Source organism: Sphingomonas sp. (assembly GCF_036387535.1).
In the GTDB taxonomy this organism is placed as follows: Bacteria; Pseudomonadota; Alphaproteobacteria; order Sphingomonadales; family Sphingomonadaceae; genus Sphingomonas_R.
In genome coordinates, this window is the sequence record NZ_DASVTO010000110.1 from 1 (window position 1) to 12,940 (window position 12,940).

At 66.6% G+C, this 12,940-nt stretch carries 13 protein-coding genes, 1 tRNA gene and 1 pseudogene; 6 read left to right on the forward strand and 9 right to left on the reverse strand.

The annotated features are described in order from the left end of the window. The 3 genes from VF649_RS10300 to VF649_RS10310 all read right to left on the reverse strand — a co-directional run. Positions 1-695, reverse strand: a 695-nt coding sequence (locus VF649_RS10300; protein ID WP_331011869.1) for a TonB-dependent receptor plug domain-containing protein, incomplete at its 3' end; no start/stop codon positions are given. Between the two features lie 246 nt (positions 696-941). Further along, positions 942-2,051, reverse strand: a complete 1,110-nt coding sequence (gene mgrA / locus VF649_RS10305; protein WP_331011870.1) for an L-glyceraldehyde 3-phosphate reductase — start codon at positions 2,049-2,051, stop codon at positions 942-944. Between the two features lie 79 nt (positions 2,052-2,130). Then, positions 2,131-2,373, reverse strand: a complete 243-nt coding sequence (locus VF649_RS10310) for a hypothetical protein (RefSeq protein WP_331011871.1) — start codon at positions 2,371-2,373, stop codon at positions 2,131-2,133. A gap of 249 nt (positions 2,374-2,622) precedes the next feature. Here VF649_RS10310 and VF649_RS10315 point away from each other — a divergent pair, with 249 nt between their 5' ends. The 5 genes from VF649_RS10315 to VF649_RS10335 all read left to right on the forward strand — a co-directional run bounded on the left by VF649_RS10315 (position 2,623) and on the right by VF649_RS10335 (position 5,836). After that, complete coding sequence (locus VF649_RS10315) at positions 2,623-3,828, forward strand: CoA transferase (RefSeq protein WP_331011872.1); 1,206 nt, start codon at positions 2,623-2,625, stop codon at positions 3,826-3,828. Positions 3,829-3,874: 46 nt separating this feature from the next. After that, positions 3,875-4,639 (forward strand): 4-hydroxy-tetrahydrodipicolinate reductase, encoded by a 765-nt coding sequence (gene dapB / locus VF649_RS10320; protein WP_331011873.1) that lies wholly within the window; start codon positions 3,875-3,877, stop codon positions 4,637-4,639. 12 nt (positions 4,640-4,651) lie between these two features. Further along, complete coding sequence (gene nth, locus VF649_RS10325; protein WP_331011881.1) at positions 4,652-5,323, forward strand: endonuclease III; 672 nt, start codon at positions 4,652-4,654, stop codon at positions 5,321-5,323. A gap of 30 nt (positions 5,324-5,353) precedes the next feature. After that, positions 5,354-5,716 carry a hypothetical protein gene (locus tag VF649_RS10330; protein ID WP_331011874.1) on the forward strand — a complete coding sequence of 121 codons (363 nt, stop codon included), beginning with the start codon at positions 5,354-5,356 and terminating at the stop codon, positions 5,714-5,716. A gap of 43 nt (positions 5,717-5,759) precedes the next feature. Continuing rightward, positions 5,760-5,836 (forward strand) — tRNA-Arg (locus VF649_RS10335). A gap of 5 nt (positions 5,837-5,841) precedes the next feature. Here VF649_RS10335 and VF649_RS10340 read toward each other — a convergent pair. The 5 genes from VF649_RS10340 to VF649_RS10360 all read right to left on the reverse strand — a co-directional run bounded on the left by VF649_RS10340 (position 5,842) and on the right by VF649_RS10360 (position 11,960). Beyond that, complete coding sequence (locus VF649_RS10340; RefSeq protein WP_331011875.1) at positions 5,842-6,720, reverse strand: glycoside hydrolase family 16 protein; 879 nt, start codon at positions 6,718-6,720, stop codon at positions 5,842-5,844. A gap of 82 nt (positions 6,721-6,802) precedes the next feature. After that, complete coding sequence (locus VF649_RS10345) at positions 6,803-7,297, reverse strand: MaoC family dehydratase (RefSeq protein WP_331011876.1); 495 nt, start codon at positions 7,295-7,297, stop codon at positions 6,803-6,805. Position 7,298: 1 nt separating this feature from the next. Continuing rightward, positions 7,299-9,158, reverse strand: a complete 1,860-nt coding sequence (locus VF649_RS10350; protein WP_331011877.1) for an acetyl/propionyl/methylcrotonyl-CoA carboxylase subunit alpha — start codon at positions 9,156-9,158, stop codon at positions 7,299-7,301. Between the two features lie 37 nt (positions 9,159-9,195). After that, positions 9,196-10,800, reverse strand: coding sequence for a carboxyl transferase domain-containing protein (locus VF649_RS10355; protein ID WP_331011878.1), 1,605 nt, complete (start codon positions 10,798-10,800; stop codon positions 9,196-9,198). Further along, entirely contained in the window at positions 10,797-11,960 is a 1,164-nt protein-coding gene (locus tag VF649_RS10360) for an acyl-CoA dehydrogenase family protein (protein WP_331011879.1), read from the reverse strand. Before VF649_RS10360 ends, VF649_RS10355 begins: the two co-directional genes overlap by 4 nt. A gap of 95 nt (positions 11,961-12,055) precedes the next feature. Here VF649_RS10360 and VF649_RS10365 point away from each other — a divergent pair, with 95 nt between their 5' ends. Next, the gene (locus tag VF649_RS10365) at positions 12,056-12,844 is read left to right on the forward strand and encodes a LysR family transcriptional regulator (protein ID WP_331011880.1); all 789 of its coding nucleotides are present in this window, start codon (positions 12,056-12,058) and stop codon (positions 12,842-12,844) included. Here VF649_RS10365 and VF649_RS10370 read toward each other — a convergent pair. Then, positions 12,819-12,940 (reverse strand): annotated as a pseudogene (locus tag VF649_RS10370) (IS630 family transposase); the annotation flags it as partial. The gene VF649_RS10365 and the pseudogene VF649_RS10370 sit on opposite strands and share 26 nt — an antisense overlap.

A 12,940-nucleotide genomic window follows, 5' to 3' on the forward strand; every position in this document is an offset into this window, starting at 1 on the left:
AAATCCTGCGACGGCGTGAACAGCAGCTGGGTGCGTATGAAGAAGCGGTTGCGATCATTGTAATCGGTCTTGTTGATGACGTCGTGATAGAAACCGTCGCGCTTGCCGAACACGCTGTCGACGCGAAACGCGATCAGATCCTTGACGACGGGGCCGGTCAGCGCACCGGCCAGCCGCACCGCGTGATAATTGCCGTAGCTCGCCTCGCCGTAACCGCCGAACTTGAACTCCGGCACCTTGGTATAGATGCTGATCGCGCCGGCGGATGAATTGCGGCCCGACAGCGTACCCTGCGGCCCGCGCAGCACCTCGATGCGTTCGACTTCGCCCAGATCGTTCAGGCCGGATCCGGTGCGGCTGCGGTAGATGCCGTCGATAAACACCGCGACCGAGCTTTCCAGGCCGGGGTTGTCGCCAACCGTGCCAATCCCGCGCACGCGGGCCGTGGCATTGGCTTCGGACCCGGTGGACGACACCAGCAGCGACGGCGCAAGTTGCGTCATCTGCCGGATATCGGTCGCACCGGAATTGCGCAGCGCGGCCGTGCCGAACGCGGTGACGGCGATCGGCACGGCGGACAGGCGTTCGGACCGCCGCGTTGCGGTCACCACGATATCGGACGTGTTGCTCGGCAATGCCGCAGCCGCGGCCGCGGCGGCACCGCTTGGCTGAACGCTTCGCAGATCCTGTGCCATCGCGGGCGATGCCGCCAAGATGGAAGCTGCGGCGGACAACAGACAGGCTTTTTTGCGCACGCCGTACCTCTCGGATGATTCAATAAACGAGAGGCTTGCTATGTGCGGATAAGAATACTGATCCGTTAACGATGATCCGGTTCATGTCCCGTTCGGCCGAAAACCACCGTGTGTCCGGGAATAGGGCGCTGAAACGGATGCTCCTACCCCGCGGACGCACAGATGACTGCGAGCCGACGCGTGGGGTCAGCCCGACGTCGGTCGGTCGGTCGCTTTGCCCGATTTCGGAACACCGGGCGCGGCCGGCATGTCGGTGATCTGCGACGACACATCCCACAGGTCGATCCCGCCGTCATCGGCATGTGCATCGATCTGCTGCAGCTCTTCCTCCGAGAACGCCAGATCATGAACCGCATCCAGCGAGTTATCGAGCTGTTCCACCGTCCGGGCTCCGATCAGGGCGGATGTCACCCGCGGATCGCGCAGCACCCAGGCGATCGCCATCTGCGCCAGCGTCTGCCCCCGCGCCTCTGCGATGCCGTTCAGCGCCCGGATGCGTGCCAGATTCTCCTCGGTGATCAGGTCGGAGGAGAAGGATCCGGCCTTCGCCGCCCGCGCATCGTCCGGCACCGCCTTCAGATATTTGTCGGTCAGCAGTCCCTGCCCCAAGGGCGAAAACGCGATGCACCCCGTTCCCAGATCCTCCAGCGTCGCCAGCAATTCCGGTTCGACCCAGCGATTGAGCATCGAATAGCTGGGCTGGTGGATCAGCAACGGCACCCGCTCCGCCGCCAGGATCGCGGCCGCCCGGCGGGTCAGTTCGGGCGAATGCGACGAGATCCCGACATACAGCGCCTTGCCCTGCCGGTGCAGCTGCGCCAGCGCGCCCATCGTTTCCTCCAGCGGCGTCCTGGGATCGACGCGGTGGGAATAGAAGATGTCGACATAGTCGATCCCCATCCGCTTCAGGCTCTGTTCGCAACTGGCGATCAGATATTTGCGACTGCCGCCGACATCGCCATAGGGCCCCGGCCACATGTCCCAGCCCGCCTTGCTGGAAATCACCAGCTCGTCCCGGTGGCCGGCGAAATCGGTCGCCATGACCTTGCCGAAATTCTCTTCCGCCGACCCGTAGGGCGGGCCATAATTGTTCGCGAGATCGAAATGCGTCACCCCGCGGTCGAACGCGCGTCGCAGGATCGCGCGCCCGGTTTCGAACACGTCGGTCCCGCCAAAATTCTGCCATAGCCCCAGCGAGATCGCCGGCAGGTCGAGCCCCGACCGGCCACAGCGGCGATAGGGCATCCGGCCGTCATAACGGTTCGCATCGGCATGATAGGGGGTGGGATAGGGCATTGGCGGATTTCCTCGCACAAGGTTGCTGTCGCGGTCCCCATCAGAATGACCCAGCCGCCGGTCGGTTGCGTCCCGGTGGTCAATCCGTCCGATCGGATCGTCGGGTGGTCCAGCGTTCACCCAGCTCGACCGGATCGGTGACATGGGGGCCCAGCACCAGCAGCGCACTGCCGCTGCTGACGCCGAAAAACGCCAGAGCCGCCAAGCCGATCGCGATCCATCCCGGTGTCAGGGTGGGCAGCAGCCGCAGCAGCGCCGCGCCCACGACGATCAGCAACAGGCCACCGACCCGCAGCATGCCCTGCACGATCCGTTGTCGCATCCACCGCTCCTTCCGCGCGCCGCGCGCGCCCGCCCGCCCGCCCGCCGAGATGGCGGCCCGTCGAATCCGCGATTAGGCCGCCGGCGCGTGAAGTTGCGAGGGTAAGAACATGCCTCCCGCATATGTTTGCCATAGCGTTGGCGATGGGTCCGGGATTATGGCCGGAGGCGACGCCGGCATGTCCGCCGCAGGATCGGAGAACCGTACCATGCCCATGTCCGGACACCCCGCCCCGGTCGGCGGACCCGCATGAGCGGACGTGGCAAGGGTCCGCTTGCCGGCGTTCGCGTCCTCGATCTCACCAGCGTGCTGATGGGCCCCTATGCGACGCAGATCTTTGCGGATCTCGGCGCGGACGTCATCAAGATCGAAAGCCCGGACGGCGACACCATTCGCCCGCTGCCCCCCGGTCATGACAGCATGCGCGGCGGCATGTTCCTGAACGTCAACCGCGGCAAGCGCAGCCTGGTGCTCGACCTGAAACAACCGGCCGCGCGCGACACGCTGCTGAAACTCGCGGAAACCGCCGACGTCTTCGTCCATTCGATGCGTGCGCAGGCGATCGCCCGGCTGGGGCTGGACTATTCGGCGGTGAAGGCGGCCAATCCCAGGATCGTCTATGCCAATCTGTACGGCTTCGCCCGTGACGGGCCCTATCGGGACTACCCAGCCTATGACGATATCGTGCAGGCCGCATCCGGCCTCGTCGACCTCCAGGCACGGCTCTCGGGCGGTACCCCCACCTACATCGCCACCGTAATCGCCGACAAGGTCGCGGGGCTGACCGGCGCCTATGCCATCGCCGCCGCGCTGTTCGCGCGCGAACGGACGGGGCTCGGCCAGGAACTGGAAATCCCGATGTTCGAAACCATGGTGTCATTCACGATGATCGAACATGTCGGCGGCGCGCTGTTCGATCCCGCAATCGGGCCACCCGTCTATCCGCGCGTCACGTCGGAAGCGCGCCGGCCCTATGCCACCTGCGACGGGCATGTCGGGGTGATGATCTATAATGACAAGCAATGGCGCGCCTTCTTCCACGCGATCGGTGATCCCGACTGGTCGCGCAGTCCGATCTTCGCAACGATGCGCAGCCGCGCCGACAATATCACGGCTTGCCTGGCGCAGGTCGCGGCCGTGCTGGAAACGCGCACCACCGCCGAATGGCTGGCACTGTTCCGCGAAGCCCAGCTTCCGGCGATGGCGATCGCCAGCACGGAGGACCTGCTGCACGATCCGCATCTTGTCGATACCGGCTTCTGGCAATCTCGCGATACCGATGCCGGCCCGCTCCGTTTCCCCGGCATCCCGACCCGCTTTTCCGAAACGCCCGGCGCCATCGGCGATCCCGGCCCCGCGCTCGGTGCCGACAGCCGCGCGATCCTGTCGGACCATGGCTTCGATGCCGCTGCCATCGACGCGCTCATCGCCGCGGGGGCGGTGCGCACATCCTGAACAACAGGCCTGTTCCTGCATCCTGCATTTTGGCATGAGCCGATCCATGTCCAGCCAGAACCCCGCCCCCGCCCCCCGCATCGGCCTGTTCGGTGCCGGCGGACGCATGGGCCGGGCGATCATGACCGCGGCGGATGCGGTGCCACTGGTGCTGGCCGGCGGCATCGGGCGGGCCGGTGCGGTTCTGGGCCGCTATCCCGACGCGTCCGCACTCGCCGGCGGCTGTGATGTCCTGATCGACTTCTCGACTCCGGATGCGCTCGCCCGCCACCTCGCAGCCGCTCACGCCGCCGGCACCGCGATCGTCATCGGCACCACCGGGTTGCGCGACGATCAGCATGCGGCGATCGACGCCGCTGCGCGTGACATACCCGTCCTTCAGGCGGCCAACACCGCACTTGGCGTCACCATCCTCGCCCACCTCGTCCGCGAAGCCGCGACCCGGCTCGGTCCCGATTGGGATATCGAGATTGTCGAGATGCACCACCGGCACAAGCGCGATGCGCCGTCCGGCACCGCGCTGCTGCTTGGAGCGGCGGCAGCGGAGGGGCGCGGCGCGGCGCTGGCGGATCTCGGCCGCACCAGTCGGATCGGCGCGCGCGAACCCGGCACGATCGGCTTTGCCGCGCTCCGCGGCGGGTCGGTCGCCGGCGATCATCAGGTCGTCTTCGCCACGGAGGGCGAACGGATCGAAATTGGCCACCGCGCCGAAGATCGCGGGATCTTCGCGCGCGGGGCCCTCCGCGCGGCGCTCTGGCTCGCGGGGCGCCCTGCCGGTCGCTACACCATGACCGACATCTTCGGCGCCTGACCGATGCGCCCGATGCCGCGCGCGGACGTCTTCGAATTCTACCGCAGGCTGGCGGAGGCCAACCCGGCGCCGCAGACCGAACTGGCCTACACCAACCCCTACACGTTGCTGGTCGCGGTCGTGCTGTCGGCGCAGGCGACGGACGTCGGCGTCAATCGCGCCACCCGCGCGCTGTTTGCGGTGGCCGACACCCCCGCGGCCATGGTCGCGCTGGGTGAGCCCGCGCTCAAGGACCATATCAAGACGATCGGCCTGTTCAACACCAAGGCGAAGAACGTCATCGCCTTGTCGGAGCAACTGCTCGCCGACCATGACGGCCAGGTTCCGGCCGATCGCGCCGCGCTGGAGGCACTGCCCGGCGTCGGGCGCAAGACCGCCAATGTCGTGCTGAACATCGCCTTCGGGCAGGAAACGATCGCGGTGGATACCCACATCTTCCGCGTCGGCAACCGCACCGGCCTGGCGATCGGAAAGGATGTCGTCGCGGTGGAACGCCGGCTGGACCGGATCACCCCCGCGCCGTTCCGCCTGCATGCGCATCATTGGCTGATCCTGCACGGCCGCTATGTCTGCAAGGCGCGAACGCCCGAATGCTGGCGCTGTCCGGTCGCCGATCTCTGCCGCTATACCGCCAAGACATTGCCGCCCAAGTCGGCGGCACCGGCTGCCACACTCATGCGTTGATCCCGTCCAACGTCTCGAAGGTCCGCCGCCATGCGCCGTTTCGCCCCGCTGTTCCTGTGCCTTGTGGCCGCCGCGCCCGCCCGCCCGGTGCCGGTGCCGGTGCCGGCCGGGCCCGCTGTGTCCTGCATATCGCCCAGCCGCATCCGCGAAACCCGGGTTCGCGACGATCGCACCATCGATTTCGTGATGCAGGGCGGCAAGACCTTCCGCAACACCCTGCCGCATGCCTGCCCGGAACTCGGCTTTGAACGTGCGTTCGGCTATGATCTCAGCATCGATCGGCTCTGTTCGGTCGACATTATCACCGTCGTCCGCAACGGTGGCCCGCCGGGCGCCATGCGCGGCACCTCCTGCGGGCTCGGCACCTTCCAGCCGCTCGCCCCCGCGAAATAGGGTCTATCCCCCCGCCCGACGCTTTGCTAAGCGCATCCCGAATGCACCGGTAGCTCAGCTGGATAGAGCACTGCCCTCCGAAGGCAGGGGTCAGGGGTTCGAATCCCTTCCGGTGCACCAGATCTTCAATATCCCTTCCAGACACGCACATAATCCACCTGCAACTTCTGCGGGTCGGCGGTGTTCGCGGTGGGTACGGCGCCCCAGCCACCCATGGCCAGGTTCAGGATCGGATAGAATTCCTGGTTGAGGTCGCTTGGCGCCGGCAGGCGGCAGGTGACCTTGCCGTCCAGGTAGAAGACCGCCGTCGTCATGTTCCAGTAAAAGCCATAACGGTGGTAGCCTCGCCCGTTTCGGGGGATCGGCGCACGACACCCGCGCGCGCCATATCCCGGTTGTTTGCTGTGAATGGTCATCACCGCCATCGGTATGCCGTTCTCGATCCGCATCTCGACGATGTCGATTTCGGGCGGCCATCCCCACGTCTTCGGCAACAGCCAGAAAGCCGGCCAGGACTCCTTGGTCGGCGTCCACTGAAGCGAAGCCTCGATATAGCCGTGCCTGAACGTGCTCGCGCGGCCGGCGCTGCCCTTGATCATCGCGCTCGCCCAATCCGCTTTCCCGACTGCGGCGGCGGTCGCCGCCGTCACCTGCTCTTCGGCGGCCTTGGTCAGAATGCGACTCCGGGTCGCCGCATCCATGCGGCGGGCCAGGAAGAGCGCCGTGCCGCCGGTGTTCATCTGTGCCTGTGTGGCCAGGGTATCCTTCCCGAGATAGGGTCCGTCGACATAGATCTGGCGTTCACCGGTCCCGATGAGAAACCGATTGGCGATCGTGTTGGGCCAGGGCGAATACCCGCGGTCCCAATCATTGGCATTGAGCCCGGTCGTGAACTCGTCCGACCAGGATGGCGGCGTCTGTACGATCTTGGCAACGGGCGTGGTCTGCGACACGGCCATGGTCGCGCTCGCAACCGCAAGCGTGCCCATCATCAAACGGTGCATGGATCGATCCTTTCAGCATCGAACCCCACCGATTCGATATCGATCCGTTAACAACCTGTTTTAATTACATAAAGATTAATCGTTAACCGGGTGCACGTTGCTGGCCTGCCGCCGGCCGGGGCGATCCCGCTGGTGCGCGAGCCAACAACGCCGTCCGCAGGCACCGGCAAACCACCTCATCCCGCTGGTTGATCAGCGTGTGCGAAAAGGTGACGATCCCGGCGTCGGGGCGGGACCGGCTGTCCTTCAACTCCACGACGTCGGTCTCGGCGCGCATCGTGTCGCCCAGAAACACCGGCTTTGGCATCACCAACTTGTCATAGCCCAGATTGGCGACCAGCGTGCCCAGCGTGGTCTCGCCCACCGACAGCCCGATCATCAGCGCGAAGGTGAAAGTGCCGTTGACCAGGATACGACCGAACTCGCTCGCCCGCGCCGCCTCCGCGTCGATGTGCAACGGCTGTGGATTATGCGTCATCGTCGAGAACAGGAGATTGTCGGTCTCCGTCACCGTCCGGCGAATCTCGTGCGTGATCCGGTCGCCGATCCGCCACTCGCCGTAAAACCGCCCCGCCATCTCAGTCTGCCTTTGCAATGCGGGCCAGGACCTGGCCTTCGTTCACCTGTTGCCCGGGCGCGGCGGATAGGTCCGCAACCACGCCGTCGAACGGTGCCAGCAACGCCTGTTCCATCTTCATCGCCTCCAGCACCAGCACGCGCTGGCCGCGCCGCACAGTCTCGCCCGCCGCCACATCCACAGCCACGATTCGCCCCGGCATCGGCGCCAGCAATGCGCCGTCGCCCAGCGCGCCCTCGCCACCACCACGCCGGCCCACCGCCGGGCCGAACCGCCATGCCTCACCATGCAGGAACAGCACGCGTTCGCCGTCGACCGTCACCGCTCGCCCGGCCGCATCGACATCGGCGACATGCGTCGTGTCACCGATCGCCACCGCCACCCGACGGTCGGCATCGGCGTTGGCACGGAACCCGGTCAGCGTGGTCCACGGCCCGCCGCCCCGCTCCGGCATCAAGGCCGCCGCCGCCGCCGCGATCACCGCGTCGGACGGGTCGGCGGCGGGCACCAGCCGGTCGCCGTGCCGCGCGATGAAGCCGGTGTCGATCCGCCCGCCAACGAAATCGGCATCGCCCGCCGCCCGCGCCAGAAAGCCGGCATTGGTCCGCACCGGCCACACCTCGACCGCGCCGCACGCACAGGCCAGCCTGGCCGCCGCGGCCGCACGGGTGGGCGCATGCACCACCAGCTTGGCGATCATCGGATCGTAATAGGGCGTCACCGCCCCGCCCTGCTCCACCCCGCTGTCGACGCGGATACCGTCGGGAAAGCGCAGATGCGTCAGCGGCCCGGTCGATGGCAGGAACCCGGTCGTCGGATTTTCGGCATAGAGCCGCGCCTCCATCGCCCAGCCGTCGATGGTCAACTCATCCTGTCGCTTCGGCAACCGCTCACCGCTCGCGACGCGCAGCTGCCATTCGACCAGATCCTGGCCCGTAATCGCCTCGGTCACCGGATGCTCGACCTGCAACCGCGTGTTCATCTCCATGAACCAGATCCGGTCGGCGCGCAGCCCGTCGCTCGCATCCGCGATGAACTCCACCGTCCCCGCCCCGACATAATCCACCGCCCGCGCCGCCTGCACCGCGGCGGCACAGACCGCCGCGCGCGTCGCGGCGTCCATGCCCGGCGCCGGCGCCTCCTCGATAACCTTCTGGTGGCGACGTTGCAGGCTGCAATCCCGCTCGAACAGATGCACGACGCCGCCATGACTGTCGCCGAACACCTGCACCTCGATGTGGCGTGGGTTCAGTACATATTTCTCGATCAGCACATGGTCGTCGCCGAACGCCGCGGCCGCTTCGCGCCGGCAACTGTCCAGCGCGTCGGCGAACGCCTCGGCGGCGTCGACACGGCGCATGCCTTTTCCGCCGCCGCCTGCCACCGCCTTGATCAGCACCGGCCAGCCGATCGCTCGGGCCTCGGCGAACAGCCGCTCCGCGCCCTGGTCCTCGCCCATATAGCCGGGCGTGACCGGCACCCCCGCCGCCAGCATCAGCGTCTTGGCCGCATCCTTCAGCCCCATCGCCCGGATCGCCGCCGGCGGCGCCCCGACCCAGACCAGGCCGGCGGCCTGTACCGCCTCGGCAAAGGCGGCATTTTCCGACAGGAACCCGTATCCCGGATGGATCGCCTGCGCGCCGCTCGCCCGCGCCGCCGCCAGGATGCGGTCGGCGACCAGATAGCTTTCCCGCGCCGGTGCCGGGCCGATCGCCACGGCCTCGTCCGCCTCGCGCACGAACGGCATGTCGGCATCGACATCGGAATGCACCGCCACGGTCCGCACACCCAGCCGCCGCGCGGTGCGGATGATCCGCCGCGCAATCTCCCCGCGATTGGCGATCAGGAGCGACTCGATCATGCGCGGTCCTTCTTTGCTGCCCGATTGGCCATGCCGGTCACATCCGGAACACCCCGAACGCCTGACGTTCGGGGATCGGGGCGTTCAGCGTCGCGGCAAAGGCCAGCCCCAATACGTCGCGCGTCTGCGCGGGATCGATGATCCCGTCATCCCACAGCCGCGCGGTCGCATAATAGGGATTGCCCTCATCCTCATATTTCTGGCGGACCGGCGCCTTGAACGCCTCGGCTTCCTCCGGCGTCCAGCGGTCGGCGTCGCGATGGACGGTCGCCAGCACGCTCGCCGCCTGCTCCCCGCCCATCACGCTGATCCGCGCATTGGGCCAGCTGAACAGGAAGCGTGGGGAATAGGCGCGTCCGCACATGCCGTAATTGCCGGCCCCGAAACTGCCACCGATCAGCACCGTGATCTTGGGCACCGTCGCGGTTGCGACCGCGGTCACCAGCTTTGCGCCATGCTTGGCGATCCCCTCCGCCTCATATTTGCCGCCGACCATGAAGCCGGAGATATTCTGAAGGAACAACAATGGAATGCGCCGTTGCTGCGCCAGCTCGATGAAATGCGCACCCTTCTGCGCGCTCTCGCTGAACAGTACGCCGTTGTTGGCGATGATCCCGACCGGCATCCCCCACAGATGCGCGAACCCGCAGACCAAAGACGGCCCGTACAGCGCCTTGAATGCGTGGAATTCCGATCCGTCGACCAGCCGTGCGATCACCGCATGCACGTCATAGGGCGCCCGCACATCCTGCGGCACGATCCCGTACAGTTCCTCCGCCGGATATCTCGGCGGCGCGGGCGCACGCAGGTTGAGGCCCGGCGGCATCGTCTGCTGCGGCAGCGTGGCGACGATGTCACGCACGATCGCCAGCGCATGTTCGTCGTCGTCGGCGACATGGTCGACGACTCCCGATCGCCGGCCGTGCGTGTCCGCCCCGCCCAGTTCCTCCGCCGATATCACCTCACCCGTCGCCGCCTTCACCAGTGGTGGCCCCGCCAGGAAGATCGTCCCCTGCCCGCGCACGATCACGGTTTCGTCCGACATTGCCGGCACATAGGCGCCGCCCGCGGTGCAGCTTCCCATCACGCACGCGATCTGCGGGATGCCCTGTGCCGACATCGTCGCCTGGTTGAAGAAGATCCGCCCGAAATGATCGCGATCCGGAAACACCTCCGCCTGATGCGGCAGGTTGGCGCCGCCGCTGTCGACCAGATACACGCACGGTAACCGGTTCTCGAACGCGATCTCCTGCGCGCGCAGGTGTTTCTTGACCGTCATGGGATAGTAGGTGCCACCCTTCACGGTGGCGTCGTTGCACAGGATCATCACCTGCCGCCCCGATACGCGACCGATCCCCGCAATCACGCCGGCACCCGGCACCGCATCGTCATACAGGCCGTTCGCCGCCAGCTGGCCGATCTCCAGGAACGGACTGCCTGGATCGATCAACCGCTCGACCCGTTCACGGGGCAGCAGCTTGCCGCGCGCGCGATGGCGTTCGCGCGCGGACTCGCTCCCGCCCAGCGCCGCAGTCGCTACCCTCGCCCGCAGCTGTTCAGCCAGCGCGCGGTTGTGCGCTGCATTGGCCTGAAACATCGCGTCGTCCGGCGCCACCATGCTGCCCAGGACCGGCGCGCTCACTGCGCAATCCGCTGCGGCGCCCCGATCAGTTCGCGCCCGATCAGCATCCGGCGGATCTCGTTGGTCCCCGCCCCGATGTCCAGCAGCTTGGCATCGCGCAGGAAGCGTTCCACCGGCCAATCCTTCGTATAGCCGGCCCCGCCCAGCGCCTGGATCGCCTCCAGCGCGACCTTGACTGCATTTTCGGACGCCAGCAGGATCGCGCCGGCCGCATCGAACCGTGTCGTCCGCCCGACATCGCAACTCCGCGCCACGGCATAGACATAGGCCCGCGCGGAATTGAGCGCGACATACATGTCCGCGATCTTGGCCTGCATCAGCTGGAAACTGCCGATCGCTTGTCCGAACTGCTGCCGTTCGCGGACATAGGGCACCACCACGTCCAGGCACGCCTGCATGATGCCCAGCTGGATACCCGCCAGCACCGCCCGCTCATAATCCAGCCCCGACATCAGCACGCCGGCCCCGCCGTTCACCGGCCCCATCACCTGCGCATCCGACACCGCGCAATCGTCGAACACCAGCTCCGCAGTCGGGCTGCCGCGCATGCCCATCTTGTCGATCTTCTGCCCGATCGAAAATCCGGGCATGTCCTTCTCGATCAGGAACGCCGTGATGCCGCGGCTGCCCTCCCCGGTCTTGGCATAGACCACCAGCGTGTCGGCATAGCTGGCGTTGGTGATCCAGAATTTCGTTCCATCCAGGACATAGCCGCCATCGGTCTTCACCGCGCGCAGCTTCATCGACACCACGTCGGACCCGGCGCTCGCCTCCGACATCGCCAGGCTGCCGACATGCTCCCCCGAAATCAGCTTCGGCAGGTACCGCGCCTTCTGATCGGCATTGCCCCAGCGGCGGATCTGGTTGACGCACAGGTTGGAATGCGCGCCATAGCTCAGGCCCACCGACGCTGACGCACGGCTGACCTCTTCCACCGCGACGACATGCTCCAGATAACCGAGCCCCAGCCCGCCATCCGCCTCGTCCACGGTGATGCCGTGCAGGCCCAGCGCGCCCATCGCCGGCCACAGATCCCGCGGGAACCAGTCGTCGGCATCGATCCGGACCGCCAGCGGCGCAATCTGTTCGCTGGCAAAGCGGCGCGTCGTCTCGCGGATCATGTCCGCGGTCTCGCCCAGCGCGAAATCGAAATCGCTCAACTCTGCTCTCCAACGCTATGTTCTGACGCTACCGTAGCAGGTCCATGATGCCATTGAAAATTGAGCCGGCCGGATGAACACGATAGATGCCGTCTATGATCAGCCGTTATCTGATTCGCTATTTCCTGGCGGTTGTCGATCATGGCCATTTTTCAAAAGCTGCGGCGCAGTGCCGGGTGTCGCAACCAACCTTGTCGGTCGGGATCGCGAAGCTGGAAACCCTGCTCGCCCGTCCGCTCTTCCACCGCAGCAACCGCCGGGTCGAACTGACCGCCGCCGGCGCCCGTTTTCTGGTCCATGCCCGCCGGATCGAAGCCGAGTTTGCGGAGGCCGAGCGTGCGGTGCAGGATGATGCGCCCGCGCGTCTGATCCGCATCGGCATCCTGTCCACGCTGCCCGCCGACTGGATCGGCGGCGCGCTGGCGGTCGCCGGCCATGCCGATCCGCTGGACCGCCTGGAACTGGTGGAAGGCCGCATGCGCGATCTGCTGCTCATGCGTGATCGCGGGCGCATCGATGCGGTGCTCGGTCTGCTCGACCAGACCGACACCCATACGGAATCGTTGCTCACCGAAGGCTATGCAATGGCGCTCCCGGCCCATCACGCTTTGGCGGGCCGGGCGGTCCTGAGCGCGGATGATGTCGGCGGGGAAACGATGATCGTGCGCCGCCACTGCGAGATGCTGCCCGAAATCAGCCGTTTCTTCACATTGCGCGGCGTGCGCCCGTTCATGGCGGCGCGCACGACCAACGACGACCGCGCCGCCGCCTATGTCCGCGCCGGGCTTGGCGTCACCGTCATGCCGCGCTGCTTCCAGCGCCCAGGCATCGCGATGGCGGCGCTAGAGCGTGACCGGATCACGTTGGTGCGTACCCTGAGTTGACGAGGTAGTTGCTGCATTCGTCGGGCGAGAAGCAGTCGAGGAGGGAGCCGATACGCTTCCATGTTGCATCGACGGATCGCTCGTCTGCTTTGCGCA